The 26,856-nt window shown below is 68.7% G+C and carries 25 protein-coding genes; 10 read left to right on the top strand and 15 right to left on the bottom strand.

The window, feature by feature from the left end:
- The coding region (locus AC1DYD_RS35865) for a cytochrome C (RefSeq protein WP_478177495.1) at positions 1-254 on the top strand (254 nt) is incomplete at its 5' end.
- A gap of 58 nt (positions 255-312) precedes the next feature.
- On the opposite strand, the gene AC1DYD_RS35860 is transcribed toward AC1DYD_RS35865, so the two are convergent.
- Positions 313-780, bottom strand: coding sequence for a universal stress protein (locus tag AC1DYD_RS35860; protein ID WP_478177494.1), 468 nt, complete (start codon positions 778-780; stop codon positions 313-315).
- A gap of 286 nt (positions 781-1,066) precedes the next feature.
- Between AC1DYD_RS35860 and AC1DYD_RS35855 the strand changes: the two genes are divergently transcribed.
- The 4 genes from AC1DYD_RS35855 to AC1DYD_RS35840 are packed head-to-tail and all read left to right on the top strand — an operon-like array spanning position 1,067 to position 4,616.
- The gene (locus AC1DYD_RS35855) at positions 1,067-1,489 is read left to right on the top strand and encodes a universal stress protein (RefSeq protein WP_478177493.1); all 423 of its coding nucleotides are present in this window, start codon (positions 1,067-1,069) and stop codon (positions 1,487-1,489) included.
- A 1-nt stretch (position 1,490) separates the two neighbouring features.
- A complete protein-coding gene (locus tag AC1DYD_RS35850; protein ID WP_478177492.1) occupies positions 1,491-1,700 on the top strand; it encodes a hypothetical protein in 210 nt (69 codons plus the stop codon).
- Positions 1,701-1,731: 31 nt separating this feature from the next.
- Positions 1,732-3,087 (top strand): MBL fold metallo-hydrolase, encoded by a 1,356-nt coding sequence (locus AC1DYD_RS35845; RefSeq protein ID WP_478177491.1) that lies wholly within the window; start codon positions 1,732-1,734, stop codon positions 3,085-3,087.
- Positions 3,088-3,101: 14 nt separating this feature from the next.
- Positions 3,102-4,616: a thymidine phosphorylase family protein gene (locus AC1DYD_RS35840; RefSeq protein ID WP_478177490.1), complete on the top strand. Its 1,515-nt coding sequence runs from the start codon at positions 3,102-3,104 to the stop codon at positions 4,614-4,616.
- A gap of 20 nt (positions 4,617-4,636) precedes the next feature.
- Here the strand turns inward: AC1DYD_RS35840 and AC1DYD_RS35835 are convergent, their stop codons facing one another.
- Positions 4,637-6,853 (bottom strand): copper-transporting P-type ATPase, encoded by a 2,217-nt coding sequence (locus AC1DYD_RS35835; protein ID WP_478177497.1) that lies wholly within the window; start codon positions 6,851-6,853, stop codon positions 4,637-4,639.
- Positions 6,854-7,144: 291 nt separating this feature from the next.
- Entirely contained in the window at positions 7,145-7,609 is a 465-nt protein-coding gene (locus AC1DYD_RS35830) for a hypothetical protein (RefSeq protein WP_478177489.1), read from the bottom strand.
- A 215-nt stretch (positions 7,610-7,824) separates the two neighbouring features.
- Here AC1DYD_RS35830 and AC1DYD_RS35825 point away from each other — a divergent pair, with 215 nt between their 5' ends.
- Entirely contained in the window at positions 7,825-8,391 is a 567-nt protein-coding gene (locus AC1DYD_RS35825; RefSeq protein WP_478177488.1) for a cytochrome b, read from the top strand.
- A gap of 145 nt (positions 8,392-8,536) precedes the next feature.
- Here the strand turns inward: AC1DYD_RS35825 and AC1DYD_RS35820 are convergent, their stop codons facing one another.
- From AC1DYD_RS35820 to AC1DYD_RS35810, 3 genes are read right to left on the bottom strand one after another with little or no spacing between them, the layout of a single operon-like run.
- A complete protein-coding gene (locus tag AC1DYD_RS35820; RefSeq protein WP_478177487.1) occupies positions 8,537-9,925 on the bottom strand; it encodes an ATP-binding protein in 1,389 nt (462 codons plus the stop codon).
- Between the two features lie 5 nt (positions 9,926-9,930).
- Positions 9,931-10,602, bottom strand: a complete 672-nt coding sequence (locus AC1DYD_RS35815; protein ID WP_478177486.1) for a winged helix-turn-helix domain-containing protein — start codon at positions 10,600-10,602, stop codon at positions 9,931-9,933.
- A 36-nt stretch (positions 10,603-10,638) separates the two neighbouring features.
- Complete coding sequence (locus AC1DYD_RS35810; protein ID WP_478177485.1) at positions 10,639-11,361, bottom strand: cytochrome b/b6 domain-containing protein; 723 nt, start codon at positions 11,359-11,361, stop codon at positions 10,639-10,641.
- Between the two features lie 197 nt (positions 11,362-11,558).
- On the opposite strand from AC1DYD_RS35810, the gene AC1DYD_RS35805 reads away from it, so the two are divergent.
- Positions 11,559-12,023 (top strand): universal stress protein, encoded by a 465-nt coding sequence (locus AC1DYD_RS35805; RefSeq protein WP_478177484.1) that lies wholly within the window; start codon positions 11,559-11,561, stop codon positions 12,021-12,023.
- Between the two features lie 123 nt (positions 12,024-12,146).
- A complete protein-coding gene (locus AC1DYD_RS35800; RefSeq protein WP_478177483.1) occupies positions 12,147-14,705 on the top strand; it encodes a cation-translocating P-type ATPase in 2,559 nt (852 codons plus the stop codon).
- 68 nt (positions 14,706-14,773) lie between these two features.
- Here the strand turns inward: AC1DYD_RS35800 and AC1DYD_RS35795 are convergent, their stop codons facing one another.
- The 3 genes from AC1DYD_RS35795 to AC1DYD_RS35785 are packed head-to-tail and all read right to left on the bottom strand — an operon-like array spanning position 14,774 to position 17,795.
- Positions 14,774-15,493, bottom strand: coding sequence for an ABC transporter ATP-binding protein (locus AC1DYD_RS35795; RefSeq protein WP_478177482.1), 720 nt, complete (start codon positions 15,491-15,493; stop codon positions 14,774-14,776).
- Positions 15,490-16,734 (bottom strand): ABC transporter permease, encoded by a 1,245-nt coding sequence (locus tag AC1DYD_RS35790; RefSeq protein ID WP_478177481.1) that lies wholly within the window; start codon positions 16,732-16,734, stop codon positions 15,490-15,492. The genes AC1DYD_RS35795 and AC1DYD_RS35790 overlap by 4 nt, the downstream gene beginning before the upstream one ends.
- 5 nt (positions 16,735-16,739) lie before the next feature.
- Positions 16,740-17,795 carry an efflux RND transporter periplasmic adaptor subunit gene (locus AC1DYD_RS35785; RefSeq protein ID WP_478177480.1) on the bottom strand — a complete coding sequence of 352 codons (1,056 nt, stop codon included), beginning with the start codon at positions 17,793-17,795 and terminating at the stop codon, positions 16,740-16,742.
- Between the two features lie 310 nt (positions 17,796-18,105).
- Here AC1DYD_RS35785 and AC1DYD_RS35780 point away from each other — a divergent pair, with 310 nt between their 5' ends.
- Entirely contained in the window at positions 18,106-18,486 is a 381-nt protein-coding gene (locus tag AC1DYD_RS35780) for a DUF2784 domain-containing protein (RefSeq protein WP_478177496.1), read from the top strand.
- Between the two features lie 37 nt (positions 18,487-18,523).
- On the opposite strand, the gene AC1DYD_RS35775 is transcribed toward AC1DYD_RS35780, so the two are convergent.
- Entirely contained in the window at positions 18,524-19,729 is a 1,206-nt protein-coding gene (locus tag AC1DYD_RS35775; protein ID WP_478177479.1) for an MFS transporter, read from the bottom strand.
- A 79-nt stretch (positions 19,730-19,808) separates the two neighbouring features.
- Between AC1DYD_RS35775 and AC1DYD_RS35770 the strand changes: the two genes are divergently transcribed.
- On the top strand, positions 19,809-20,447 hold the full coding sequence (locus AC1DYD_RS35770) for a TetR/AcrR family transcriptional regulator (protein WP_478177478.1): 639 nt from the start codon (positions 19,809-19,811) through the stop codon (positions 20,445-20,447).
- Here the strand turns inward: AC1DYD_RS35770 and AC1DYD_RS35765 are convergent.
- The 5 genes from AC1DYD_RS35765 to AC1DYD_RS35745 form a co-directional block, all read right to left on the bottom strand.
- On the bottom strand, positions 20,437-21,051 hold the full coding sequence (locus tag AC1DYD_RS35765) for a retropepsin-like aspartic protease family protein (protein ID WP_478177477.1): 615 nt from the start codon (positions 21,049-21,051) through the stop codon (positions 20,437-20,439). The two genes, AC1DYD_RS35770 and AC1DYD_RS35765, sit on opposite strands and share 11 nt — an antisense overlap.
- Positions 21,052-21,210: 159 nt before the next feature.
- The gene (hpxZ, locus tag AC1DYD_RS35760) at positions 21,211-21,591 is read right to left on the bottom strand and encodes an oxalurate catabolism protein HpxZ (protein ID WP_478177476.1); all 381 of its coding nucleotides are present in this window, start codon (positions 21,589-21,591) and stop codon (positions 21,211-21,213) included.
- A gap of 288 nt (positions 21,592-21,879) precedes the next feature.
- Positions 21,880-23,004, bottom strand: a complete 1,125-nt coding sequence (locus AC1DYD_RS35755; protein ID WP_478177475.1) for an ABC transporter permease — start codon at positions 23,002-23,004, stop codon at positions 21,880-21,882.
- 1 nt (position 23,005) lies between these two features.
- Complete coding sequence (rbbA, locus tag AC1DYD_RS35750; RefSeq protein ID WP_478177474.1) at positions 23,006-25,783, bottom strand: ribosome-associated ATPase/putative transporter RbbA; 2,778 nt, start codon at positions 25,781-25,783, stop codon at positions 23,006-23,008.
- A complete protein-coding gene (locus tag AC1DYD_RS35745) occupies positions 25,780-26,856 on the bottom strand; it encodes an HlyD family secretion protein (protein ID WP_478177473.1) in 1,077 nt (358 codons plus the stop codon). The genes rbbA and AC1DYD_RS35745 overlap by 4 nt, the downstream gene beginning before the upstream one ends.

Raw genomic sequence — 26,856 nt, 5'->3', positions numbered from 1 at the left:
GCGGCGAACTTCTGTACACGACGCACTGCATCGCCTGCCACACGACGCAGGTGCATTGGCGTGACCGCAGGTTGGCGACCGACTGGAACAGCCTGCAGGCGCAGGTGGCACGCTGGCAGGCCGCGGGCGCGCTGAACTGGAGCGAAGAGGACATCGTTGCCGTCACGCGCCACCTCAACGAGCGCTTCTATGGATTCAAGTCGCCCTCGGGCCCACCGGTGGTTCTGGTGCCGGGCGGCGGCGCGCGGCCCTGATCGCGACATGAAGAAATGGGCGCAGCCGCATCTCGAGCGCTGCGTCCGACAGCAAGGGTCACGCGGATGCGTCGATGGTCTCCGGGTGCCGCCGGACCAGCAGCACCGGCACGGGGCTGGTTCGCACGACGAGATCGGCATCGCTGCCCAGCGCCATGCGACTCAGGCCACGCCGCCCGTGGGTGCCCATGACGATCAGGTCGCATGCGGAAGTCCCGACCTCGTCCACCACGGCGTTGGCGATGCGGCCTTCCGTGACCTCGCGCAGAACCGTGTCGGCCTGTACGCCGGATTCGCCCGCAAGCTTCTGGGCGCCAGCAAGCGTCTGCTGCCCGTACTCGCGCAACTTCTGCAGCGAGGCGTCGAAGCTTTCGAGACTGGACAGCTCCATCAGCATCGGGAAGTCGTCGATGACATACAGCAGACGCAGTCGAGCCTTCTGATCCGCGGCCAGCCGGATGGCTTCGCGCAGGCCTTGTTCGGCGGTCTCGCTGCCGTCGATGGGTACGAGGATGCGTTGGTACATGATTCTTCCTTTTGGGGGCCGCGTCATGAAGCCGCTCGCAGCCGGTCCGACAGCGGTGCCTCGATTCTTCTGCTTCTCGGCGCGAGGGTCTTGCGCGAGATCAACGGATCTGTTCGATCGGTGGGTGTGTCGGTTCGGCGGCGCTGTCCCGCTGGACGGCTGATTCAGTGATTTGTGCCAGGGCGGATTCGCTGCCGCGGGGCATCGCCGACTTGACCTGGCGCAAGCCGGATTGTCCGCGCGCAGGCCAATATCCCGCCAACCGGACTTCCTGACACGAGAAACCATGAAGATTCTTCTTGCCGTCGACGGCAGCGAGTACACGAAGCGCATGATCACCTACCTCGGAGCGCACAAGGATGCGTGGGTGACAGGCCACGCATGGACCGTGTTCTACGCGGTGCTGGCCGTTCCACACCGGGCGGCGGCATTCGCGGGGCCTGACCTGGCCCACGCCTACTACGAGGACGATGCCCGGGTGGTGCTCGAGCCCGTGCGTGCGCTGTTGGCCGAGCAGGGCATCGACGCGCAGTTCGCCCACAAGGTGGGCCATCCGGCCGAGGAGATCGCGTCGTACGCCGAGGCGGGCCGGTTCGATCTCCTGATCATGGGCTCGCACGGCGCGGGCGCCCTCAAGAATCTGGTGCTCGGTTCGGTCGCCACGAAGGTGCTGGCGCGGTGCAAGGTCCCGGTCCTGCTGGTGCGCTGACATGGCCCGCCACATCATCGCTGCCCACGGAACGCTCAGGGTGGTCGGATTTGTCCTCGCAACGCTGCTCGCGACCGTCGTCCTCGTGACTGCTGGGCTTGGCGACGACGACGATGCCCTGCATGTCGGTTGGTTCGAAGTCTCGCAGCCGTCGACGCCGCCCGGTGTCCAGCGCTCGGCCCACCCAGGCTCGCCTCAAGCCGGCAGATGAAGCGGCACGGCCTTTCGAAGGACGCAAGACGATGCGCATCCAGTTCCTCGGCGGCACCGGTACCGTCACCGGGTCCAAATATGTTCTTGAGCACGAAGGCCGACGTCTTCTGGTCGACTGCGGCCTGTTCCAGGGCCTGAAGCAACTGCGGCTGCGAAACTGGGCGCCGCTGCCGGTCAAGGCGGGCGACATCGATGCGGTGCTGCTGACCCATGCGCACCTGGACCACAGCGGTTTCGTGCCGCGCCTGATCAAGCTGGGCTTCAAGGGGCCGGTCTACTGCACTGCGGGCACGCGCGACCTGTGCGATCTGCTGCTGCCCGACTCGGGCTGGCTTCAAGAAGAAGAGGCCGACTTCGCGAACCGGCACGGCCATTCGAAGCACAAGCCGGCTTTGCCTCTCTACACGCTGGCGGAGGCCCGCGAGGCGCTGCACCGGTTCGAAACCGTGCCATTCGACCAGGTGCATTCACCCTGGCCCGGCTGGTCCTGGCGGCTGAAGCGGGCCGGGCATATTCTCGGCGCAGCCAGCGCGAGAATCGAATGGGACGCCGGCAGTATCCTGTTCTCCGGCGACCTGGGGCGCAGCGATGACCTCGTGATGCGTCCCCCCGAGAGCCCGTCCCCGGCCGACTACGTGGTCATCGAGTCGACCTACGGCGACCGCCTGCATCGCGAAGGCGATGTGTTGGCAGCGCTGGCCGCAGTGGTCAATCGCACCGCCGCCAGGGGCGGGATCCTGGTCGTTCCCGCCTTTGCCGTGGGGCGCGCCCAGACCCTGCTGCACTGCATCCAGCTGCTCAAGGAGGCGCGTCGCATTCCGGACATGCCGGTCTACCTGAACAGCCCGATGGCCATCGACGCGACGCGCATCTATCGCCATCATCTCGATGAGCACCGATTGAGCGTGCAGCAGTGCAATGCGTTGAGCAAGGGGGCGATCATCGTCAACACGGTCGAAGAATCGAAGCGGCTCAACCACCTGGGCTATCCGTCGATCATCGTGTCGGCCAGCGGCATGGCGACCGGCGGGCGCGTGTTGCACCACCTGAAAGCCTACGCCCCGGACGCCAGGAACACCATCCTCTTCGCCGGTTTCCAGGCCGCGGGGACGCGCGGCGCAAGCCTCGTCGCGGGCGCCCCATCGGTCAAGATCCACGGTGCCTACGTGCCGGTGCGCGCGGAAGTCGCCAACCTGGACATGCTCTCTGCCCATGCCGATCGCGAGCAGCTGCAGGCCTGGCTCGGCGCAATGCCCGCACCCCCGCGGCGCGTGTTCGTCACGCATGGCGAACCGGTCGCGGCCGATGCGCTGCGGCTGGCGATCGAGGAGCGGCACGCGTGGCCGGTGACGGTGCCCGACTATCTCGAGTCGCGGGCGCTCTGACGCGGCGCCGCGCCATGGCCCCCGATCGACTGCCCGCCCGCCGCGCCGGCATCGACACCTACCAGCAGCCGGTGGTGTACCTGCGCAGCGACTGCCCCGTGTGCCGCGCCGAAGGTTTCGAGGCCCAGGCCCAGGTCGAGGTGATCTCGGGCGGCCGGCATCTGTTGGCCATCCTTCATCACGTCAACCACGATTGGCTGCGGCGCGACGAGATTGCCTTCTCGGACGCGGCCTGGGCCCTGCTCGGCGCCGCGGAGGGTGACGAGGTCGAGGTGCGTCATCCGCCCGTGCTGGCGTCGCTGGCGCACCTGCGCACCAAGGTGCACGGCGGCCGGCTCGGCTATCCGGCCCTGCGGGCACTGATGGAGGACGTGAGTCGCGGACGCCTGCCCGACATCCACCTGGCCTCCCTCGTCACCCTGTGCGCGGGCCCGGGGCTGGACTTCGACGAGACAGTGGCTTTGACCCGGGCGATGGTCGACGTCGGCGAGCGCGTGACATGGGCCGCGACGCCCGTCGTCGACAAGCACTGCATCGGCGGCCTGCCCGGCAACCGGACCACGCTGCTGGTGGTGCCGATCGTGGCGTCGTGCGGGCTGACGATGCCCAAGACCTCCTCGCGCGCCATCACCTCGGCGGCGGGCACTGCCGATGCCATGGAGACGTTGGCGCCCGTCGCCCTGGACCTTCCCGCCATGCGCCGCGTGGTCGAGCGCGAGGGCGGCTGCATCGTCTGGGGCGGCCATACTCGCATCAGTCCGGCCGACGACATGCTGATCCGCGTCGAGCGGCCGCTGAGCCTCGACAGCGAAGGCCTGCTGGTGGCTTCCATTCTGTCCAAGAAGGCCGCCGTCGGATCCCAGTGCGTGCTGATCGACCTGCCCCTTGGCCCGCAGACCAAGGTCCGCAGCGCGGCCGCGGCCGAGGCGATGTCCCGCAGCCTTGTGGCGGTCGGCGCGGCGCTGGGCCTGCAGGTGCGTACGATCTTCACCGACGGGAGCCAGCCGGTGGGCCGCGGCCTGGGTCCGGCGCTGGAGGCGATGGACGTCATGGCCGTACTTGAAAGACGGCCCGATGCACCGCCCGACCTGCGAGAGCGGGCGCTGCTGCTCGCGGGTGGAGTCCTGGAGATGGCAGGAAGGGCCGCCGCGGGTTCGGGCGCGGATCTGGCGCGCAAGGTGCTGGACGACGGCGGCGCGCTGGCGAAGTTCATCGCGATCTGCGAAGCGCAGGGCGGCATGCGCGTACCGCCCAGGGCGGCCCACTCCCACAGCGTGACGGCGCCTGCGAGCGGTGTCGTCGCGGGCATCGACACTCGCCTGATCGCCAGGGCGGCCAAGCTGGCCGGCGCGCCGCGGGACCTTGCGGCCGGTGCGGTGATGCACCTGCGCTTGGGCGAGCGCGTCGAGCGGGGGCAGCCGCTTTTCACGCTCCATGCACAGAGTGCGGGGGCGCTGCGATACGCATTGGACTTCGTGTACTCGCAGCTGCCGGTGGTACGTACGGCGGATCCCGATGATCGCGGCTGATGGCTGGCCGCTGGTTTCATTCAGCTCTCCAGCTTGCTCGCGCGCAATCGAAGAGAGTTGGCGATGACACTCACCGAAGACAGCGCCATGGCGGCTGCAGCCACGACCGGCGAGAGCAGGATGCCGAAGAAGGGATAGAGCACGCCGGCCGCAACCGGAATGCCGAGCACGTTGTAGCCGAAGGCGAACCAGAGGTTCAGGCGGATGTTGCCCATCGTCGCCCGCGACAACTGGCGCGCCTTCACGATACCCATGAGGTCTCCGTGCAGCAGCGTCACGCCCGAGCTCTCCATCGCCACATCGGTCCCGGTGCCCATGGCGATGCCCACGTCCGCCGCAGCCAGTGCCGGCGCATCGTTGACGCCGTCTCCTGCCATGGCGACGACGCGGCCTTCGGCCTTCAACCGCTGCACCACCGAGGCCTTGTCCTCCGGAAGCACCTCGGCGACGACCTCGTCGATGCCCAGTTCCCGACCGACCGCCTGCGCCGTCGTCTTCCCGTCGCCGGTGAGCATGACCACGCGGATCTTTGCCTGACGCAGTGCGGCGATGGCTTGGGCAGTGCTCGCCTTGATCGGGTCCGCGATGCCGACGAATCCGGCCAGGCGGCCATCGATGCCGACGAAGATGACGGTGGCGGCCTTGGCGCTGACGGCCTCGGCTGCCGCGGTGAGCGTGTCGACCTCCATGCCGTTCTCCGCCAGGAGCTTCGCGCCGCCGCAGACGATGCGGGCGCCATCGACGACGCCGACCACGCCCTTGCCGACGGGCGAGTCGAAATCGGTCACTGCCGACAGCGGCAGATTCCGCTCGAGCGCGTCAGCGACGATGGCGGCCGCCAGGGGATGTTCGCTGGCTCGCTCCACGCTGGCCAGCTTCTGAAGAACATCGCCGGCATCGAAGCCCTCGACCGGCTGGACCGTCACGACCTTGGGGCGACCCTCGGTCAATGTGCCTGTCTTGTCGACCACCAGGGTGTCGACCTTCTCCATCCGTTCCAGCGCTTCGGCATCGCGAATGAGCACGCCGCTCTGCGCACCGCGCCCGACGCCGACCATGATGGACATCGGCGTCGCCAGGCCCAGCGCGCAGGGACAGGCGATGATCAGCACCGCGACCGCCGCGATGAGCGCATACGAGAACGCCGGGCTGGGCCCCCACACGAACCAGGCGACGAAGGCGAGCGCCGCCACGGCAATGACCACCGGCACGAACCACCCCGCCACCTGGTCCGCCATGCGTTGAATCGGCGCGCGGCTGCGCTGGGCGGCGGCCACCATGTGGACGATCTGCGAGAGCAGCGTGTCGGCGCCGACTTTCTCGGCCCGCATCACGAAGCCGCCGGTCTGGTTGAGCGTGCCCGCAGTGACCTTCGAGCCCGGCGCCTTGGCCACCGGCATCGGCTCTCCGGTGACCATCGATTCGTCGACGGTTCCCTTGCCGTCGATCAGTTGGCCGTCGACCGGCACTTTTTCGCCGGGACGCACGCGCAGCGATTCGCCCACCTGCACGGTTTCCAACGGAACGCGCTCGTCGGTCCCGTCGGACTTCACGCGGACCGCCTCTTTCGGGGCCAGGTCGAGCAGCGCCCGAATCGCACCCGAAGTCTTTTCCCGGGCCCGTAGCTCAAGCACCTGGCCGAGGAGCACGAGCACGGTGATGACCGCGGCGGCCTCGAAGTAGATGGCGACCGCGCCGTCGTGGGCCTGGAATTCGGCTGGAAAGACCTGCGGCATGAGCGTTCCCACGATGCTGTAGACCCAGGCGACGCCGGTGCCCAACGCGATGAGGCTGAACATGTTGAGGCTGCGGTTCTTGACTGACGTCCATGCCCGCACGAAGAAAGGCCAGCCCGCCCAGAGCACCACGGGTGTCCCGAACAGGAGTTGCACCCAGTTCGAGGTCTGTTGCCCGATGAGGTGATGGATGTCGACCAGGTGTCCGCCCATCTCCAGCGCAAAGACCGGAATGGTCAGCGCGAGGCCGGCCCAGAAGCGTCGCGTCATGTCGCGCAGCTCCGGGCTGGCGCCGGACTCCGTCGTAGCCACGACTGGCTCGAGCGCCATGCCGCAGATGGGACAGTTCCCCGGACCCATCTGCCGCACCTGCGGGTGCATGGGGCAGGTGTACTCGATGTCCTTGGAGTCCGCCCTCGGAGAATTCTTCGACGAGGAGTGCGCGTGGCCGGCGTGCGCGTCATGGTCATGAGGACCGTGATGGGCCGTATGCTCGGGCATCTTGGCCGCGTCAAGCTTGGACGAGGTGTCGGACGTCATTGGCATTCTTCTTTCCAGCAATAGTGATGCCGCAGTCTCTACCTTCCCACGAGAGGAAGGTCAAGGCGGCCTACGCTTCGCTTCTACGATGGCACCGACCCCCTGACAACAGCTCGGCGCTCTTGACGAGAGCCGAGCGTCTAAGCATGCCGATGGCGACCACCGCCCCAGACGGGAATGAAGCGAGGCGTCACGGCGGCGTAGGCACGCCAAGCCTCCCCGAACTCGCGCTCTGCTCCCCGACAGATGTGGCTACTTGGCGGCAGGTGGCATTGCCGCCTCGCGGTCCACCATCATCTGCATCATCATTTCCATCATGTCCATGCGCTGCATCATGTTCTTGTGCATGGACGGGCCACCGGGCATCGAGGACATGCCCCCGCCCTGCATCGGCATGCCGCCGCCCTTTTGGCTCATCATCGGCATGCCGCCGCCCATCTGTCCCATCATGGCCATGCCGTCCTGCATCACCTTCATGTGCTCCTTCATCAACGCAGCGCGCTCTGACGGGGTTTTGGCGGTCATCATCTTCTGATGCATCTCCTGCATCGTCTTCATTTGCTGGTCGAACTTGCCCGGGTCGACCTTCGGCGCGGTTTCAGCCGCCGGGTGATGCGCCTCATGCTCGTCGGCCTGTTTGGTTCCCGAGCCGGGAAAGGAGGAACAACCGGCAAGCGCGACCGCTGCGGCCGCGGCCAAGATACTCATGAGCTTCATGGTGACTGCTTTGTGGGTTCAGCGCTCGATCGGCGCTCGATGCTTCCACGATGCTCGCAAGGACCGCTTTCGTTATTGATGCAAATCAAGTCAAGATGAGCCAATCTCGGCTCGACCCCCCAAATTCGTGAAGCCTTCCGGGCGATCCTTGACTTCCGCGGCAGCCGCCCGCTTCGCTTGGTCGCGCACAATCGCTTCAGATCCATGGAGACCTCATGAACCAACAGAGCACCGCCCGCTACGACTTCCTGAGCCGGACCCTTCACTGGCTCACTGCTGTTGTCGTGACCGCCGCCTTCATCCTTGGGCCTGATGGCTTCGGAAGGCTCATGCGACAAGGGGTTGACCCAGCATCCCGAAGTGGCATTGTTTGGCACGAAACCTTGGGGATATTGGTCTTGGTCTTGACTGCGTTTCGCCTCGTCTGGGTGACATTGCGCCCGCCAGCGCCGCGGTTCTCAATGGCTGGCTGGATGCACGTCACGGCCAGGCTGATGCACTTGGCGCTGTGGGCGCTTCTCCTCGCCTTGCCGGCCACTGCGTTCCTGGCTCTGGGCAGCGAGGCTCACCCGCTGACGCTGTTGGGCCGTGTGCGCGTCGACCAGATGCCCATGATCGCAGACTCCGCCGTCGCGAAACTGGCCGATTGGGGCGAGGTACACAAGTTTTTGGGCGACACCCTCATGTGGCTCGCGGGCCTGCACGCGGCCGCAGCCATCTACCATCACTTCGTTTTCAAAGATGGCGTTCTGTTGGCCATGTTGCCCCATAGGGCTCGCTAGTCAGTGAGCTTGCCTTCGGTCCACCGCCGCCGGCGCTGCGTCGGCCGCGTCGAACAGGTGCTCAAGGCGCTCAAGCCTGGCGGCTATTGCGGCTGCCGAAGCAATGGACGAACTGCTGGCGCGCGCCCAGGGCGCCTCGTCCACTTCAATACTGCTGCCGACCCACTGGGACAGCCATGGTCGGATGGGCTGCAACGGCGGCAGTCCACTCGACATTCACCGCGAGGCCGCCCAGGCGGCTCGAGCGCCCGATGCGCACGGTCGCGTGCTGCGCGGAGGCGATGCGCCGAACGATGGACCAGCCCAGGCCGCTGCCACTCTCGCCGCTGCCGAGGACGCGGAAGAAGCGCTCCCCGCATCGCGCGATGTCTTCCTCCTTCATGCCGGGGCCGCTGTCTTCGACACTGAGCTGCACGTGGTCATGCGAACGAATGACTTCGACGCGGATATCGGCCCGCGCCGGGCTGTAGCGGATCGCGTTGTCGACCAGGTTGCGCACCAGCACCGCGAACAGCGCCGGATCGCCACGAACAGGGCATTCGTGCACCGCATCGACCTCGATGTCCTGCCGCTTGTGGATGGCCTCCGGTGCGGCTTCGGCCACCACGGCGCGCACGAGGGCGCCGAGATTCACCGCCTCGCTTTGGAGGTCGGCACCTGCCTCGAGGCGCGACAGCGTCAGCAGTTGCTCGACCAGGTGAGTGGCCCGGTCGCAGCCTTCGAGCGTCGCTTCGAGCGCATGGCGGCGCCGGGCATCGTCGGCCTCGGTCAGCGCGACCTGCGCCTGGGCCCGGATCGCGGCGATGGGCGTGCGCAACTCGTGGGCGGCGTCGGCGGTGAAGCGGCGCTCCGACGCCATCAACCCGTCGATGCGACCGAAAAGGCCGTTGAGTGCGTCGAGCATCGGCGCCATCTCCGACGGTGCGCCGTCGATGGCAATCGGCTTCAGGACCTGCGGTTCGCGCACGGTCAAGGTCCGTCCGAGCCGCCTGAGCGGCAGCATGCCGCGACGGACCGCCCACCACACCGCGAGCGCGAGCAGGGGCAATGCGACGAACATCGGCCAGAGTGTGCCTCGCAGCACCGCCCGGAGAATGGAGGATCGCGAATCCACCCGCTCGCCCACATACACCTGCACATCGCGCTCGCTGCCGTAGGCTGCGAACACGCGCCATGTCGCGCCGTCGATGCGGACTGTGCTGAAGCCCGACTTGAAGCGTCGCCCGGGGTCGATCATCGGCGAGGACGGTGCGTTGGCCGAGCGCAGCGTCAGGCGGCCTTCATGGAAGACCTGGAAGGTCACCCTGGGTGCATAGCGGTGCAGCACCGGGGCCTCGATGCTTCGATCTTCTTCGGATGGGGCCTGCATCTGCTGGGCGACCAGCAGCGCGGCGCCCTGCGCAAGATGGCCGTCGAGCAATTCGTCCAGTTCGTGGCGCACGTCGAACCATGTCATGACCGCAGTGGCCAGCCACACGCCCGCTACCAGGCCGAGCACCAGCAGCAGGAGGCGGCCTTGGAGCGAGCGCGGCATCGTCTTCAGCGGCCCGGCTTGTCGCGCACCAGCACGTAGCCCACGCCGCGCACGGTCTGGATGAGCGAGGCGCCGAGCTTGCGGCGCAGATGATGGACATGCACTTCGATCGCATTGCTCTCCACTTCCTGCCCCCAGCCGTAGAGGTGCTGTTCGAGCTGTTCGCGCGAGAGCACGCGCCCGGCATTGAGCATCAGTGCATGCAACAGCGCAAACTCGCGGGACGGCAGCGCGACCGGCTCGCCCGCAAGATGCACCGTGTGCGCAGCCGGATCAAGCACGACATCTTGGGCCTGCAGGCGTTCCTGGGCCTGGCCGTGGGCACGGCGGATCAGGGCACGCAGGCGCGCTGCGAGTTCGAGCAGGTCGACGGGCTTGATGACGTAGTCGTCGGCACCGACATCGAGCCCGCGAATTCGGTCGGGCACGCCGTCGCGAGCGGTCAGCACCAGGATGGGCGTCGCGATGCCCGCCTTGCGCACGCTCGCGAGCACGGACAAGCCGTCCCGCAGCGGCAGCCCCAGATCGAGCACCGCCGCGGCATACGGTTCGGCGCGCAGTTCGCGCTCGGCGGCCTCGCCGTCCCGCACCCAATCGACCTGGAAATCGAGTTGGCGCAGGCCTGCGCGGAGGCCATCGCCGAGCAGCGGGTCGTCTTCGGCAAGGAGGATGCGCATGGGGGGATTGTGAGCGGCAAGAAGGGGCCGGCGTGCTCAGTCGTCTCGATCCTGGCTCGCCGCCTTGCCGGACACGGCGGTCGGGCCCTGGGCGACGTGCGTCGAGGCGTCGTGCCACTGTGTCCACCAGAAGCCCAGCACCGCCACCAGCATGAGGATGCCGACGCTGCGCCAGGCGCTGCGCACGCCGTCCTCAGCCCGGCCCGGCTTGCGCCCGGTGATCATGGCGCCGACCAGGTTGTCGCGGTGCATCCAGCTCGCGAGCAGCACACCGGCGATGTGGAGACCGACCACGCCGAGCATGATGTTGGCTGCGGCTTCATGCACTTCTTCGAGCCACTTGCCGCCCAGGTCCTGATAGGTCGCCCAGCCCGCTGCCGTGACCGCCAGGGCCAAGCCGAGCAGCGCGACGATGGCGATGGCGCCCGCGGGGTTGTGTCCCGTGTGGTGCTCCGTGCGCCCTCGAAGCACGCTGCCGATGTAGGCCGCGATCGCGCGCGGCCCGCGGACGAAGTTCGAGAAGCGCGCGTAACGGGTGCCCAGGAAGCCCCACAAGAGACGAAACAGGACGAGTCCCGCCATCGTGTAGCCGAGCGTGACGTGGACCAGCCGCCACGATTCGCGCTCCGCGGTGAGGTAGGCGCCGGCAAAGCACAGCACGATGAGCCAGTGGAAGACGCGCACCGGCAGGTCCCAGACGAGGATGGACCCCGGCTCGGGCGCGGAGCGTTCAGCGGGGGATGCGGACCTTGTGTTCATTGAAATCTCCTTGATCGGCGTGGGTGTGACAGGCTGCGCAATTGGCGGCGTTCCTGTAGCCATGGTGTCTTCGCGGTCTTAGCGCTTTCTTAACAGAACGCTTCCTGCCCGACGGTTGCCCTCGGGCATGCCAGCCTGGATCCGCACGACTTGATGGAAGTCAAAGGTCGCCAGGGCGCCGCGCCGGAACATCGGCCATGGCCGGCAATTTCGCCATACCGGAGCTTCGAACCATGAAAATCCTTGTTGCGACCGATGGGTCCCAGAAATCCCTGCGCGCGGTCAAATATGCGGCCAGGCTTGCGCATTTGTTGCGCACCGCATCCAACAAGATCACGCTGATCAGCGTCCACGACGACACCGGCCTGCGCCATGCCAAGGCCTTGGTGGGCAAGGCGGAGGTTGCGGACTATCTGCGCGAACTCAGCGAAAAAGAGCTCAAGCCGGCCCGCAAGCTGCTGCAGGCCGATGGCATCGGATATGACATGGAGATCCGCACGGGTCACGTGGCGCAGGAAATCGTCGATTGCGCCAGCAAAGGCAAGTTCGACATGATCGTGCTGGGCTCGAAGGGCCGCAGCGCGGTGGCCGACCTGCTGATCGGCTCGGTGGCGCAGCGCGTGCTCGCGACCGCGAAGCAACCCGTCGTGGTCGTCAAATGACCGGACCCAGCCGGACGCCGGCATGCTCGGCCATCGCGTGCTCAAGCTCATGACGCATGTCGATCCGTGGCGCAGGCCGGACCTCGACCATGCGGCAGCGGCGGGGCAGTCGGATCGATGAACATGGGTTCGCCCGCGACGGTGTCCACGGCCGCGACAGACGGTCTGAGCGACGGCGAAGCGGCGCGGCGGCTGCAGCGGGACGGCCCGAACGCGTTGCCGGTGTCGCGCCCGCGCAGCGTGCTGAGGCTGGCACGCGAGGTCGCATCCGAGCCGATGTTCCTGTTGCTCGTGGCCTGCGGGGTCGTCTACATGGTGCTCGGCGACGCCCAGGAAGCGCTGATGCTGCTCGGCTTCGTCTTCGTGGTCATGGGCATCAGCTTTGTTCAGCAGCGGCGCAGCGAGCGGGCGCTCGATGCCCTGCGCGACCTGTCCAGTCCGCAAGCCCTGGTCCTTCGCGGCGCGATGGCGCGTCGCGTTCCGGCGCGCGAGCTGGTGGTGGGCGACGTGGTGCTGCTGGCGGAAGGCGACCGCGTTCCGGCCGACATGGCGCTCGTTGAAGCGGCCGATCTCGCGATCGATGAATCGCTGCTGACCGGCGAGTCCGTGCCGGTGGCGAAGGAGGCGGCATCGTTGCCGCCAGCGCACGACGTCTCGAGGGCTCTCTCCGGCACGCTGGTGACCCGAGGAACCGGGCGCGGGCGCGTCATCGCCACCGGCGAACGCAGTGCGCTGGGGCGCATCGGCCAGTCGCTGGCCGGCATTGAGCTCGAGTCGACGCCGATCCAGCAGCAGACGCGCCGCGTCGTCAAGCAGGTGGCCGCCGTCGGGCTTGCGCTGGCCGCTGTGCTCGCCATCGCCTATGGGATTGCCCTGGACGACTGGCTGCACGGCGTGCTGGCGGGACTCACGTTCGCGATGGCCGTCCTTCCGGAAGAACTTCCGGTGGTGCTCACGCTCTTTCTGGGGCTGGGTGCATGGCGGCTGGCCCGCGAGAAGGTCCTGGCCAGGAGCATCCCCGCGATCGAACTGCTCGGCGCCACCACGGTGCTCTGCGTCGACAAGACCGGCACGCTGACCGCCAACCGAATGACCGTGCGGCGCCTGTGGTCCGAGGAAGCGGTCCACGACCGACTGCAATCGGCGGGCAGTGCCCTGCAGGAAGAGCTGCACGGCGTCCTCGAGTACGCTGTGCTCGCAAGCCATCGCCGGGCCTTCGACCCGATGGAGTCGGCCATCGGTGCTGCCGGACAGCAGCTGCTGGCCGGCACCGAGCACCTGCACGCCGAATGGACCCTGGTCGACGACTATCCGCTGTCGCCCGAGATGCTGGCCATGTCGCGCGTCTGGCAGTCGCCGGACCGGCGCGATCGTCTCATCGCGGCCAAAGGCGCGCCCGAGGCGATCATCGACCTGTGCCACATGGACGCCGGCCAGAGTGCGAGAGTGGCCGCGCAGGTGCAAGCCATGGCGCGGGACGGCCTGCGCGTGCTGGGCGTGGCGCAGGCAAGCTTCGGTGCCAGCCGGCTGCCGGAGCTGCAGCACGATTTCGAGTTCCGCTTCCTCGGACTGGTCGGGCTCGAAGACCCCGTGCGACCCGAGGTGCCACAGGCCATCGCCGAGTGTCGGGAGGCCGGCATCCGCGTCGTGATGATGACCGGCGACCATTCGGCAACCGCCATTTCGGTGGCCCGGCAGGCCGGCCTGCAGGTCGATTCGCCGGTGATCACCGGGGTCGAGCTCGCCGCGCTCTCGGATGACGCGCTCGCCGCGCGCCTGGCCGACACGCACATCTTCTCCCGCGTCCAGCCCGACCAGAAGCTGCGGCTGGTCCGGGCCTTCCGCGCGCGGCGCGACGTGGTCGCCATGACCGGCGACGGCGTCAACGACGCCCCGGCGCTGAAGGCGGCCGACATCGGCGTGGCGATGGGCGCCCGCGGCACCGAGGTGGCGCGCGAGGCGGCTGCGCTGGTGCTGATGAACGATGACTTCGCTTCGCTGGTGACCGCGGTGCGCTACGGTCGACGGGTGTTCGCGAACCTGCGCAAGGCGATCGTGTTCGTGGTGGCCGCGCATGTACCGATCGTGGGCCTGTCGGTCGTGCCGGTGTTGCTGGGCTGGCCGCTGATACTGATGCCGGTGCATATCCTGTTCCTGCAGCTGATCATCGATCCGGCCTGCTCGGTGGTGTTTGAATCCCAGGCGCTGGAGGGAGACGCCATGAAGACCTCCCCGCGCCGCACCGACCAGCACCTGTTCGACAAAGCCGTGCTGGTGCGTGGCCTGTGGCAGGGGGCTGGCTTGCTCGCCGTGTTGCTCGGGGTGTATGCCGTCAGTCGATATGCCGCGTCGGCGGAGCCCGACCGCGACGACGTGGCGCGCACACTGACCTTCGTGGTTCTGGTGCTCTCCAACCTGGCGCTGATCCAGACCAACCGCGCCTGGGGTCGCAGCGGCTGGCGCGGCAGCGGTGAGTCCAATCGGCAGTTCGGCTGGATTGCCCTGGGCACGATCTCGATGATGGGCCTGGTGCTCGTCATTCCGGCAATCAGTCGCCTGTTCTCGTTCGCGCAGCCGTCGGCGATGCAGTTGCTGGCGGCGCTGGGCGTTTCAGCCTTGAGCTGGATCTGGTTCGAGTGCGTGAAGGGGGGTCTGCGCCAGCGTGTGCTTTCCGTCAGGTGATGCCTTGCCCGAGCACTTGATCACCGGCCCGGCATTCGGAGATGGCGGCGAGCCTGCGCGGGCGCGGATCAGCGGACGCGGTCCGGCCGCCAGCTCATGTCGATGCGGCCGTCGACGATGCCGATGCGCCGGTCCGATGCCGCAGCGAAGGACCCGTCGTGCGTGACGGCGACCACGCTCTTGTCCGACTCCCGGGTGAGGTCGCGGAGCATGTCGCGAACATTGGCGCTGGCGGCCGAATCGAGATTGCCTGTCGGCTCGTCGGCGAGGATGACGAGCGGGTCGTTGGCCAGTGCGCGGGCGATCGCGACACGTTGGCGCTGACCGCCCGACAGCTGGCTCGGGCGCTTGTGGTGGTGGCCCTGCAGGCCGAAGCGATCCAGGAGTTCCGCAGCGCGGGCATCGACCGCGTCCGCGGCGAGCCGTCCGAACTTGCGAATCGGCAGCGACACGTTGTCGAGTGCGCTGAATTCCGGCAGCAGGAAGTGAAACTGGAAGACATAGCCCAGCCGTGACAACCGGAAGTCCGCGAGCCGGTCGTCGTCGAAGCCGCTCGTGTCCTGACCGTCGACCCAGACACGTCCGCGGGTGGGCACGTCCAGCAGGCCCAGCAGGTACAGCAGCGAGGACTTGCCCGAGCCCGAAGGGCCCATCACGCAGACGAACTCGCCACGTTCGATCTGCAGGCTGACGTCGTCCACCAGCGTGACGGGGATCTCGCCTTCGAGCGTGCGGGTCACGTGGTCGACCTGGATCACCGGGCCGGGAGGGGGTCCGGAGGCACTCATGTGGCGCCCCGCAGGATGTCGACCGGACGCAAGCGCCCCGCGCGCCGCGCCGGGAGATAGGACGCCGTCAGGCACGACAGCATCGCGAACGCGACCGCCATCGCATACTGCGTGCCGCCCCAGAAGATCGGCAGGTGCACGACCTCCGTCACCCCTGGCGGGCGGATCTCGACCTGGGCGAGCGTATTCATCAGCGCGAGGCCGAGCAGCCCGCCCAGCACACTGCCGCTGAATCCGACGATCGCTCCCTCGAGAAGGAAGATGCGCCGCAGGTCGCGGGGGTGGAAGCCCATCGACTTCATGATCGCGATGTCGCGGGTCTTCTCCATCACGATGGTGGAGATCGTGTTGTACATGCCGAACGCGGCGACCACCAGGATCGCCGCGACGACGCTGTACATGATGATGTTGCGCACCAGCAGCAGGCTCAGCAGGTCCTCGGAGGCTTCGATCCATGACACCGACTTGTACCCCGTGGCTGCCTCGATCGTCTGCGCCAGGGTTTGCGCCGCGTAAGGATCGGCGAGCTGGATGATCACCCGGTTGACCCGGTTCACGCGGCCCAGCAGCGCCTGTGCACGCTTGAGCAGCACGAAGGCCTGGCCTTCGTCGTAGGCCGCGTTGCCGGTGCGGAAGATGCCGACCACGCGCAAGGACCGGCTGGTGCCGTCGGCAGCGAGCACCACCAGCGTGCTGCCCGTGTGCAGGCTGAACTTGTCGGCCAGTCCGCGGCCGATCACCACGCCGTTGGGGTCGGCCGCCAGCGCGTCGAGCGAGCCCTCCTGCATCTTCTCTTCGATGGTGGTCACGTGTTTCATCTTGTCGGGCACCACGCCCGAAAGCGTCACGCCCTGCTGGCGTCCGGCGAAGGTGATCACGGCGGCATCGGCCAGCACGGGCGCCGCGCGAACGCCCGGCAAGCCCTCGACGAAGGCCAGCCGCTGCCGCCAGCCGCGGATGCCCCGCGTCTCGCGCAGAGGCCGCACGTTGCGCACCTGCACCGCGCCCTCCGGCCACTGCAGGGCCGCGGGTTGCACGCGGCCCTGGCGCACTTCGTCGTAGACGGTGATGTGCGGGCTGCTGTCGACGAGGCGCTTGAGAAAGTCCGCCTCCGAGCCGCGCATCAGCCCGGAGACGGCAAGAAAGAACGCCACGCCCAGCACCACGCCCGTGATCGAGACCAGGGTCTGCCGCTTGCGGCTCGTCAGGTGCGCCAGCGCGATGTCGAGGGTGATCACCACGACGATCACCCTCTGGCGACAGGCGTGCCCGGCGCAGGCCCCGCCGGTGCGGCCGTGGCGCGTACGCGCTGCCCGTCGCGCAGCTTGTCGGGCGGGGAGAGCACCAGCACCTCGCCGTCGCTCAAGCCTGAGACGATCTCCGTGCGATCGGCGCCGACTGTCCCCCGCACGACCTGCCGCCGATGCAGCCGTCCGTCCACCACCAGCCACACACTGTCACCCTTGATCGAACTGTTCGGCACGAGCAAGGCGCCGTCGCGCCGCGACACGATCAGATTGGCGTCCATGGTCATGCCGGTGCGCAGGGGGCCGGCATCGACCGGTGGCGCGTCCGCCAGCCGAATGCGTACCCGGTAGCTGCGCGACACCGGATCGCCCTTGGGCGTGATCTCGGCGACCGTGCCTTCGAAGAGATGGCGCGGCAAGGCGTCGCTGCGCATCGTCGCCGCCTGGCCGACCGTGACGCGGGCAATGTCTTCCTCGTCCACCTCCGCCGTGACGCGCAACGGGGCACAGCAGGCCAGCGTGAACACCGCCTGCCCGGAGGGGACGAACTGGCCCGCCTCGCCGTCGCGGCGAATCACGACGCCGTCCGCGGGCGCGACGAGCTGGTTGTAGTCGCGCTGGGCCTGCGCGCGCCGGGTCGCCGCCTGGGCCGCCTGCCATTCGCTGCGCACGCGGTCGAATTCCGAGGGCGCGACGAAGCGTTGCTCGACGAGCGAACGGGTGCGCTCGAGCTGCGCCCGCGCGAGCTGCTCCCGCGCACGCATCTCCTGGATGGTCTGGTCGAGATCACCCGATTCGAGGCGCGCCAGCACCTGTCCGCGCTTGACCTGTTGGCCCTCTTCGGCCTCGATGCTCACCAGCCGCCCACCGGCGCGGGGCGACACCGGCATCAGCACCGTGGGCTCGACCGTGCCGGTGGCATAGACCGCTTCGATCGCGGGCCCGCGCGTGGGAGACGCAGTTTCGAGAGGCACGGGCCATTGCCACCAGACGATGCCGCCCGCCACGAGCAGAAGAACACCAAGGCCGGCAAAGATGCTGTTTCCGTGCTTCAAGATGCATCCCCTCCGCAGGCGCTTCTTTCCTCTCCCGGCCGACTGTCCGCCGGATCGATTCAGACACGAGTATCGGGAGGAACGCGCGCTGCGCCTTGACGTGGCGCAAGCCGGAAAACGCGCCGAAAGAATCAACGCACGAGGAAACGGGGCCGGCCGCGCTGGAGCCCGCCGCTCCGTGCCGCGTCACCCACGCGATGATCCGCTGTCAGCGCGCCATCAACGGCGTCGTGCGCGCTGGCGACGGCCTGACCGTTCCTGGGGCGTATGCGCCAGTTCGTGCAAGCACTAGCATTCCCTTCCCATGGGAATGAGCGACCGCCTGCTGGCCGACGCCGTGCTGCTGCTGCACGGCCTGTTCATCCTGTTCGCGGTGGCGGGCGGTGTCCTCGTGTGGCGCTGGCCGAGGCTGGCGTGGCTGCATCTGCCGGCTGCGGCGTGGGCCGGCTGGGTGGTGTCGGCAGGCTGGATCTGCCCGCTGACGCCGCTCGAGAACGCATTGCGCCGCAGCGCCGGCGAAGCCGGCTACGGCGGCGGCTTCCTCGAGCACTACCTGCTCGCGCTGATCTACCCGGAAGGGTTGACGCGGCCGGTGCAGATCGCACTGGGCCTCGGCGTGCTGCTGCTCAATGCGCTGCTCTACGCGCTGCTCGTGGCCCGGCGCTCGCGTCCGCCGTCGCCGAAGGGGTGATGACGGCCGGCAGCGGCGGGCAGCGCCGCGTTCCGCCTCAGCGGCGCACGGTGCCCATCAGCGCCAGCAGCGACAGCCCGACGACGCCGCTGCCGAACGCCATCGCGGTGCGCACGATGTCGCCCTGGTGCGCGACGTCATAGCCCGCCAGCATCGCCGGCAGCCCCATCGCCAGGTAGGCGATCACGAACAGCACGGACAGCACGCCGGCCCGCTCCTGCGGCGCGATCAGCGCGACCACGCTGCGCAGCGCGCCCTGGAAGCCGGTCCCGAAGCCGAGGCCAGCGACCGCGCTGCCGAGCAGGAACAGCAGCACCGAGTGGAACGAGATCGCCGTCATGACGATCGCCATCCCGACGATCAGCGCCAGCGAGCCGAGCCGCATCAGCGCCCTGGGCGAAGCCTCGCGGATCAGGAACACCGCCAGCGCGCCGCTGCCGGCCAGCACGAACAGCGCCAGCCCGCCGAGCAGCACCGAGGTGGTGCCCGAGAAGCTGCGGATCAGCGTCGGGCCCAGCGAGGCGTAGAAGCCGGCCATGGCCCAGACCGCGACCAGCGCCGGCGCCGCCAGCAGCAGCGGGCCCCGCACCGCGGGCGGCACGGCCAGCCGCGGCTTCAGCGAGGCCAGCGCACCGGGCCGCGCGGGCGCGGTCTCTTCCATGAAGAAGACCGCGACGCCCTGCAGCACGAAGACGACGCCGAGCAGGGCATAGACCAGATGCATCGGTGCCGGCAGGTACTGGATCATGAGCCCGGCCACCAGGCCGCCGGCGGCGGTCCCCATCATCGGTGCCACCGAGTTCGCGATCGCGCCCCGGCCCTTGTCGATGTCGAGCAGGCCGGCGCCGGCCGCCGCGATCGCGGCACCGGCGGACAGGCCCTGGACCACCCGCGCCAGCAACAGGTCCGGCAGGCCGTGGGCGGTCGCGAACACCCACATGCTCAGGGCCTGGGCCGCGGCGGCGCCGATCAGGATCGGGCGGCGCCCCACGTGGTCCGACAGCCGGCCGGCGACCAGCAGCGCGGACAGCACCGCGAGCGCATAGATGCCGAAGGCCAGCGTGAGCATCGTGGCCGAGAAGCCCCACTGCTTCTGGTAGATGGCATAGAAGGGCGTCGGCGCGCTCGATCCGGCCAGGAATCCCAGCGTCATCGAGGCCTGCAGCAGGAAGGCGGCGTTCGACGACAGGCGGCGCCGGGCCTGCGGCGGTGCGGCGAGAGCGGTGGGGCAAAGGGGTGACATTGCGGGCTCCGAAAAAAACCAGACAGACCGATCTGTCTGGCGCTTGCAGTGTACAGACCGGTCTGGTAATGTCAAGCCCATGGAAACGAAACAATCGGTGGCTCCGGAACGCCGCTCGGCACGCGAGCGCCTGCTGGCGGCGGCGGACGAGCTCTTCTACGAAGGCAGCATCCACACGGTCGGCATCGAGCGCGTGATCGAGCGCGCGGGCGTCGCCAAGGCCTCGCTCTACGACTGCTTCGGCAGCAAGGAGGCGCTGATTCGCGCCTACCTGCAGGCGCGGCAGGAGGCCCGCAAGGCGCGCATCGGCGCCAGGATCGCGGCCGGCGCGACGCCGCGCGATCGCCTGCTCGCCGTCTTCGATGCGATGGAGGACGTGATGGCCGCGCCCGGGTTCCGGGGCTGCGCCTTCAACCGGGCGGCGGCCGAGTCGAAGCCGGGCACACCGGTCAAGGCCGCCTGCGACGACGCCCGCGGATGGATGAAAGACCTGTTCACCGGCTTGGCCCGGGATGCCGGCGCCGGCGATCCCGACCACCTGGCGGCCCAGCTGGTGCTGCTTTATGACGGCGCATCGGTTTCCGGTCAGTTGGGGGCGGGCAGCGGCGCCGCCGTCGCGGCACGCGAGATGGCGGCGCTGCTGCTGGATGCGGCGACGTCGAGCGGCCGCGCCAAGCCGAAGCCCCAAGCCGCGGCGCAGCCGGGCGCTACTTGCTGACGATCGTCATCTCGCGATCGTTGGCGGTCACCTCGAAGTTCGACAGCAAATCCCGGCCGAGCTGCGCGACGGACGACTTGTCGCCCAGCGACGCCACGACCACGGTGGCCTGCCGGACGCTGAACGGCCCGAAAGTCATCGGCACGCCCTCGATGCGGCGCCCGTCCATGACGCCGCCCGCGGTCTGCACATGGGCCGGGCTGCCCCCGATCAGGTTCGCCCGGGCAGCGAATTCCTCGGTCACCGCAACACCGGCCTGCAGGGTGACGCCGCGGTCGATCACGAACTGCACCGGGAAGCCGTTGACCGAGCCGCGAATCCAGAAACGGCCGTCCTGGCCGATCGGCACCGTGACCTGGCGGGAGCCGTCGATGGCGATGCGCTGCAGCTTCGGGCTCGGCGCCGCCGCGGCATCCAGCAGCACGCAGCCGCGGGCGCGCAGCTGGCCCGGCTCCGAGCCCGGCGGGAGGTTGGTGTAGGTCTTGCCGCATTTGAAAATCGGCTCGGCGGCGGCCGCCGGCAGCGCAGCCGCGGCAAGGAATGCCAGCGGCAGCAGCGCGCCGAGACGGCGCAGCGTTCGCGGGAACCTGAAGAGCTCGCTCATGGTGTCACCTCGCGCTGAACAACAACTCGAACGATGCCTCAATGGCGGCCAACACCGCGTCGGACATGTCCGACGCCGGCCGAACGGCTGGCTGGGAACGATCGACGGCGGCGCGAGCCGGGCCGTGCCACGCTCAGGGCTGCGGCCGATCGTCGCCGCTCACAGCATCAGGCTGACGTGCGCCGACACCACGCGCCAGCCTTCGGGCATGCGCACCCAGGTCTGGCTTTGGCGGCCGATGCGCTCGCTGCCCTGGCGGCGGAACTCGATGTTGGCGACCGCAAAGTCGGTGCCGAAGGTGGTGATCGCACGCGCCGTGATCTCGCGCTCCAGGTTGTTCGACGGCCGGCCCCGGCGAAAGGCCTGGATCGCCTCGAAGCCGTAGAGGTTCTCGCCGGCGCCATAGCGCAGCGTGTGGGGCGAATCCCAGAACAGCCGGTCGAGCGCCGGCACGTCGTTGCAGGTGAGCGCGCGTTCGTAGGCGTCGAAGACGGCCTCGACTTCGGCGAGGACTGGCGGCAGGTTGATGGCGAGGTCCATGGGGGTCCGGCTGAAGGTTGGGTGGTTCTGTTGCGCTTCCAAGAAGCGTACCAGCGTGTCGGCGGACGAATCGCGGACTGCGCCGGCGGGCTTGTGGCAGGGGCGCTCGCCTGTCCATCGCGGGCTGGTGCGACAGCACATGTCATGTGGCGTCTTCTTTCCGAGATAGAAATCAAACCAATGTCGAATTTACGACGTACATCGATCTGCGCTCCGAACTGAATACAGATCGCCTCAGGTCCTTCCTCGAACGCTTCCATCGCGCGACCGCCTGACGCATCCTGCGGCTCAGGCCATCTGGCTGATGGTCTTGCGAAAGCGCGCGAGCGACAGCGCGAACAGGGCCGAGCCGATCACTGCCAGCGTCAGGAAGGGCTTCCATACCACCGCGATGCCCGCGCCGCGGTAGAGGATCGCCTGCCCCAGTTCCACGAAGTGCGTGGTCGGCGCCAGCAGCATCACGTCCTGCACCAGCACGGGCATGCTCTCTCGCGGCGTCACGCCGCCCGACAGCAGCTGCAGCGGCAGCAGCGTCAGGACCAGCAGCATGCCGAACTGCGGCATGTTGCGCGCCAGCGTCGCCATGAAGATGCCCATCGAGGTGGTGGCGAACAGGTGCAATGCGGCACCCGCCATGAACAGCGCGATCGAGCCTTCGACCGGCACCCGCAGCAGGCCCTGCACCACGAGCATCAGCGACAGCGTTGCCGCGATCAGCACCACCAGCCCCATCGACCAGACCTTGCTCAGCATGATCTCGGTCGGCGTCACCGGCATCACCAGCAGGTGCTCGATGGTGCCGTGCTCGCGCTCCCGGATCAGCGCCGCGCCGGTCAGGATGATCGACAGCATGGTGACGTTGTTGATGATCTCCATCAGCGCGCCGAACCACGGCTGGCTCAGGTTGGGGTTGAAGCGCATGCGCAGCGCGAGGTCGACCGGGGCCACCGGGACATCGCGATAGTGCTGCAGGAACTCGCCGACCTCGCCCAGCACGATCTGCTGGATGTAGCCGCTGCCCGCGAAGGCCTGGCTCATGCGCGTGGCGTCGACGTTGAGCTGCAGCGCCGGCGCTCTCCCGGCCAGCACGTCGCGCTGGAAGTTGGGCGGAATGTCCAGCGAGAAGGTGTAGCGGCCCGCATCCATGCCGGCATCCACCTGGCCCGGCGAGATCATCGACGGCGGCGTGAACTGCGGCGGGTAGAAGGCCGCGACGATGCGCGAGGACAGCGGCGAGCCGTCTTCGTCGACGATGGCGATCGGTGCCTTGTGCAGCGTCTCGGGCATGGCCGTGGCGGCGCTGTAGACCATCACGGTGAAGGCGAAGACGATCAGCACCAGCATGACCGGGTCGCGCGCCAGGCTCCACAGCTCCTTGATGCCGAGGCGAAGGATGTTGGCGAGGCGAGGCATCTCAGCGGTCCTGCTTGCTGAGCAGCGCGATGGTGGCGCCCAGTACCACCGGCACCGCGGCCAGCACCGGCCAGAACGCGCCCTGGAGCTGCGCGAAACCCAGCGCCTTGCTGAAGACGCCGCGGCTGATGACCAGCATGTGCGTGGCCGGGTAGACCTCGCCGACCAGCCTGCCGACGCCTTCCAGCGACGAGATCGGATTGATCATGCCGGCGAACTGCACCGCCGGCAGGATGGTGATCATCATGGTCGAGAACAGGGCCGCGATCTGGCTGCGCGTGAAGGTCGAGGCCAGCAGGCCGATGCCGGTGGTGGCCACGCAGTACACCAGGGTCGCGAGCGCCAGGGCGCCGAAGCTGCCCTTGACCGGCACATCGAACACCGTGACCGCGAGCAGCGTCATCAGCAGGAAGTTCAGCATCGCGAGCGCGATGTAGGGCAGCTGCTTGCCGAGCAGGAACTCGGTGCGCGTGACCGGGGTGACGTAGAGATTGATGATCGAGCCGAGCTCCTTCTCGCGCACCACCGACAGCGCGGTCAGCATGGCCGGCAGCATCAGCAGCAGCAGCGGGATCACCGCCGGCACCATGGCCGGCAGGCTGCGGACGTCGGGGTTGTAGCGAAAGCGGGTCTCGACCGTGGCGCTGCTCGCGATCGCCACGCCCAGCCGGTGCGTGGCCTGGTCGACCAGCCAGCCTTGGTGCATGCCCTGCACATAGCCGCGGACGGTCTCGGCGCGCTGGGGCATGGCGCCGTCGATCCAGGCCCCGACCTGGACCGGCGTGCCGCGCTGGATGTCGCGCGCGAAACCCGGCGGCAACTCGATGGCCAGCGACAGCTCGCCGTTGCGCATGCGGCGGTCGAGGTCCGCATAGTCGCTGATCGGCGGCCGCTCGATGAAGTACCTGGAGCCCGACAGATTGAGTGCGTAGTTCTGGCTGAGGCCGGTCTGGTCGCGGTCGAGCACCGCGTAGCGGAGGTCCTCCACGTCCATGCTGATGCCGTAGCCGATGACGAACATGAGCACCATCGAGCCGACCAGCGCCAGCGTGCCGCGCACCGGGTCGCGCTGCAGCTCGAGGGCCTCGCGCCACAGGTAGCTGAACATGCGGTTGAAGCTGAAGCGGCGCCGGCGCGCGGCAGGCGCCGGCACCGGCATCGGCGCGGTTCCAGCCGCGGGCGGGGAGGGCGCCGTGTCGCCGACCGGGTTCGAGGCGCCGCCGCCGGCTTCGAGCAGAAAGCCGATGAAGGCCTCTTCCAGCGTGGCGGCGCCGCGCTCGCGCACCAGCGCGGCGGGCGCGTCGCTCACCAGCACCTTGCCGGCGTGCATGAGCGAGATGCGGTCGCAGCGCTCGGCCTCGTTCATGAAGTGGGTCGAGATGAAGATCGTCACCCGGTCGCGGCGCGACAGTTCGATCAGCAGGCGCCAGAAGGTGTCGCGCGCCACCGGATCGACGCCCGAGGTCGGCTCGTCGAGGATCAGCAGTTCGGGCCGGTGCACCATCGCCACCGCCAGCGACAGGCGCTGGCGCATGCCCAACGGCAGCGCGTCGGGCAGGGCATCCAGCGACTCCTGAAGGCCGAAGCGCTCGACCATCTGCCGGACCCGCTCCGGCACGTCGGCCTCGGGCACTCGGAAGAGCCGCGCATGCAGCACCAGGTTCTGCCGCACGGTCTGTTCGCCGTAGAGCGAGAAGCCCTGCGACATGTAGCCGACGCGGCGGCGCGTCTCGATGTCCCGGGGATCCACCACGTGGCCGAACAGCCAGGCCTGGCCCTCGGTGGCCGGCAGCAGGCCGGTCAGCATCTTCATGGTGGTCGACTTGCCGCAGCCGTTGGAGCCGAGGAAGCCGAAGATCTCGCCGCGGCGGATCCGGAAGCTGACGTGGTCGACCGCGACGAAATCGCCGAAGCGCATCGTCAGGTCCCTGGCCTCGATCGCGACGCCGTCGCGGCCGTCGCCGTCGCTCGCGGGCAGCGGCGGTATCGTGACGGGCACGTGGCCGCGCTTCCTGCTGTCCGGCAGCAGCGCGATGAAGGCGGCCTCCAGCGACGGCGTGCCGGTGCGATCGAGCAGCTCCCGCGGGGTGCCGGTGGCCAGGACCTTGCCGTCGTCCATGGCCACCAGCCAGTCGAAGCGCTGCGCCTCGTCCATGTAGGCGGTGGCGACGATCACGCTCATGCCGGAGCGCTCGCCGCGGATGCGGGCGATCAGGTCCCAGAACTGCGCGCGTGCGAGCGGGTCGACGCCGGTGGTGGGTTCGTCGAGGATCAGGAGGTCCGGGTCATGGATCAGCGCACAGCACAGGCCGAGCTTCTGCTTCATGCCGCCCGACAGCTTGCCGGCCGGCCGCCCCAGGAAAGGCTGCAGGCCGGTGCTGCGGGTCAGGTCGTCGATCCGGCGGCGGCGCTCGGCCTTGTCGTGACCGAAGAGCCGGCCGAAGAACTGCAGGTTCTCTTCCACGGACAAGGTCGCATACAGGTTCTTGCCGAGGCCCTGCGGCATGTAGGCGATGCGCGGGCAGACCGCGTCGCGGTGGCGCTTGGCGCGCATGTCGCCGCCAAGCGCTTCCACTGCGCCCTGCTGCACCGCCCTGGCCCCGGCCAGCAGCGACAGCAGGCTGGACTTGCCCACGCCGTCGGGGCCGATCAGGCCGACCATGCACCCGGCCGGGACCTCCAGGTCGATGCCGTCCAGGGCCACGCTCTTGCCGTAGCGCAGGGAAACGCCGGCCAGCCGCGCGACCGGCGCCGGAGCAGCAGCGGCATCCGCACTCATTGCGGGGGGATCTTGACCGCCAGCGCGGCCGGCCATGGGGCCTGCGCATCGAGCTTGAGCCAGGCCACGCCGGGCAGGCCCGTCTTGACCTGCTTCAGGTGGGTCTGCAGCAGTTCGGGGTCGAACCTCGCCTTGATGCGGAACATCAGCTTCTGGCGCTCGCTGGCGGTCTCCACCGTCTTCGGCGTGAACTGCGCGGTGCTCGCCACGTAGGACACACTGGCCGGGATCACGTAGCCGGGCGCGGCGTCGAGCACCACGCGCACCTCGCTGCCGAGGGCCACCCGGCCGGCGACCGTCTCGGGCAGGAAGAAGGTCATGTAGACATCGGACAGGTCGACCAGGTTCAGTACCTTGCCGCCGCTGCCCAGCACCTCGCCGGGCTGCGCCACGCGGTATTGCACGCGGCCGGCGCGCGGCGCCTTGAGCTCGCTGTCGGCGATGTCGGCCTCGACCCGCCTCACGGTGGCCTCGGCCGCCGTCACCGCCGAGCGTGCACCCACCAGCTGCGCCTTGACCGCCTCGATCGCCGCCTGCGCCGCAGTCACCTGGGCCCTGGCCGCGCCCACTGCGGCCTGCACGCTGCGGGCGCGGGCACGGTCGTCGTCGAGTTCCTGTTCCGACGAAGCGCCCTCGCGAGCGAGCGTCTCGGAACGCGCCAGCCTGCGCTGCGCCGCATCGAGCTCGCCCTCGCGCTGGGCCACCAGCGCCTGGGCGGCCAGCTTGTCGCTCTCGCGGACCGCCACCTGCGCCTGGGCGCTGGCCACGGCGTTGATCGCCTGCTGCCGGATCGCGTTGGCTTCGTCGCGCTGGGCTTCGAGAACCTGGACCTGCATCCTCGCCAACGGCTGCCCCGCGGCCACGAAGTCTCCCTCGCCGACGAGGATCTGGTCCACCCGGCCCGGCAGCTTGGCCGCCACGTCGATCTCGGTGGCCTCGATGCGGCCGTTGCCGCTGATGAAACCGTCACCGGGACCGGAGGGCTTCAGCCGCGTCCAGCCGTAGTAGCCGGCCGCCGCGAGCAGCGCCACGAGCGCGACGGCGATCAGCGGGTGTCTGGGGGTGAGATTCAT

It is taken from the genome of Variovorax sp. P4_B11 (assembly GCF_056402355.1).
The sequence above is the reverse complement of the archived record's forward strand: the minus strand, read 5'-3'. Positions and strand labels throughout refer to the sequence as shown.